Raw genomic sequence first — 1,433 nt, forward strand, 5'->3', positions numbered from 1 at the left:
GTCGTAACAAGGTAACCGTAGGGGAACCTGCGGTTGGATCACCTCCTTACCAAAAGAATCGACGAGCGCTCTTAGCGCAGTGTCCACACAGATAGTCTTGTTATAAAAAAGAACGTTTGGCGTAATGCGCAGCTTTAGCTGGGTATTGCGTAGCGGATTTGTCGGTCAGACAACGCAGCGAGAAATTTGTCGTAGGGAGCAATCGTCTGATTGTGACCAAGCAAATTTCACAGCAAAGCAGTATGAGCGATAAAGACCAAGCAATAGGCTTGTAGCTCAGCTGGTTAGAGCGCACCCCTGATAAGGGTGAGGTCGGCAGTTCAAGTCTGCCCAAGCCTACCAATTTCTTCCTTATGCTTCGTTAATGTCACGCTTATGTGCTATGTGCACACTACGCGCGTCATCGCCTTGCCTAAGAAAGAAATGCGCTAATAAGCGTAGTAGATGGTTTTGGGGCTATAGCTCAGCTGGGAGAGCGCCTGATTTGCATTCAGGAGGTCAGCAGTTCGATCCTGCTTAGCTCCACCACTTCTAAATACATTTTATAAAGTGTCTTTAGAAGTGGTTGAAACAACCACGATATGTTCTTTAACAATTTGGAAAGCTGATATTAATTAGTAATCAATCAAAATTGAGTAACTGAGAAACGAATATCGAAAGATGTTCTTTCAATCACGCTACTCTCTACTTGACTTAAATTACTTGTTATCAATCTTTATTTGATAACAAGGCGATTTATCGATTAGCTTGTCATCGTACAGCAGGTGTTAAGTCACCGCCTAGAGCAGAAGTCAAAAGGCTGCTTGGGGTTGTATGGTTAAGTGACAAAGCGTATACGGTGGATGCCTTGGCAGTTAGAGGCGATGAAGGACGTGTAAGTCTGCGAAAAGCTGTGGTGAGCCGACAAAATGCATTTGAGCCACAGATGTCCGAATGGGGAAACCCACCTGTACCTCTAACCTACTTTATATAACGTTACCGACGGTAACGGTAAAAGCCCACAACGACAAAACATGTTGTAGGTCGATAAGGTAAGTTAGAGGTACAGGTATCTTATAGTGAATACATAGCTATGAGAGGCGAACGAGGGGAACTGAAACATCTAAGTACCCTTAGGAAAAGAAATCAACCGAGATTCCCCTAGTAGCGGCGAGCGAACGGGGATTAGCCCTTAAGCATTTTATAAGTTAGTGGAAGCCTCTGGGAAGTGGCGCGATACCGGGTGATAGCCCCGTACACGACAACGAATTAAATGTGAAATCGAGTAGGTCGGGACACGTGTTATCTTGACTGAATATGGGGGGACCATCCTCCAAGGCTAAATACTCCTAACTGACCGATAGTGAACCAGTACCGTGAGGGAAAGGCGAAAAGAACCCCTGTGAGGGGAGTGAAATAGAACCTGAAACCGTATACGTACAAGCAGTGGGAGC

At 45.4% G+C, this 1,433-nt stretch carries 2 tRNA genes and 1 rRNA gene; all 3 read left to right on the forward strand.

Features of this window, described 5'->3' with window-relative positions:
- Positions 1-265 precede the first annotated feature (265 nt).
- Positions 266-342 (forward strand) — tRNA-Ile (locus JK130_RS16510).
- A gap of 110 nt (positions 343-452) precedes the next feature.
- Positions 453-528 (forward strand) — tRNA-Ala (locus JK130_RS16515).
- A gap of 287 nt (positions 529-815) precedes the next feature.
- Positions 816-1,433, forward strand: a 23S ribosomal RNA gene (locus JK130_RS16520); the annotation flags it as partial.

Origin of the sequence: Alteromonas lipotrueiana, assembly GCF_019249245.1 — a bacterium.
GTDB lineage: Bacteria > Pseudomonadota > Gammaproteobacteria > Enterobacterales > Alteromonadaceae > Alteromonas > Alteromonas lipotrueiana.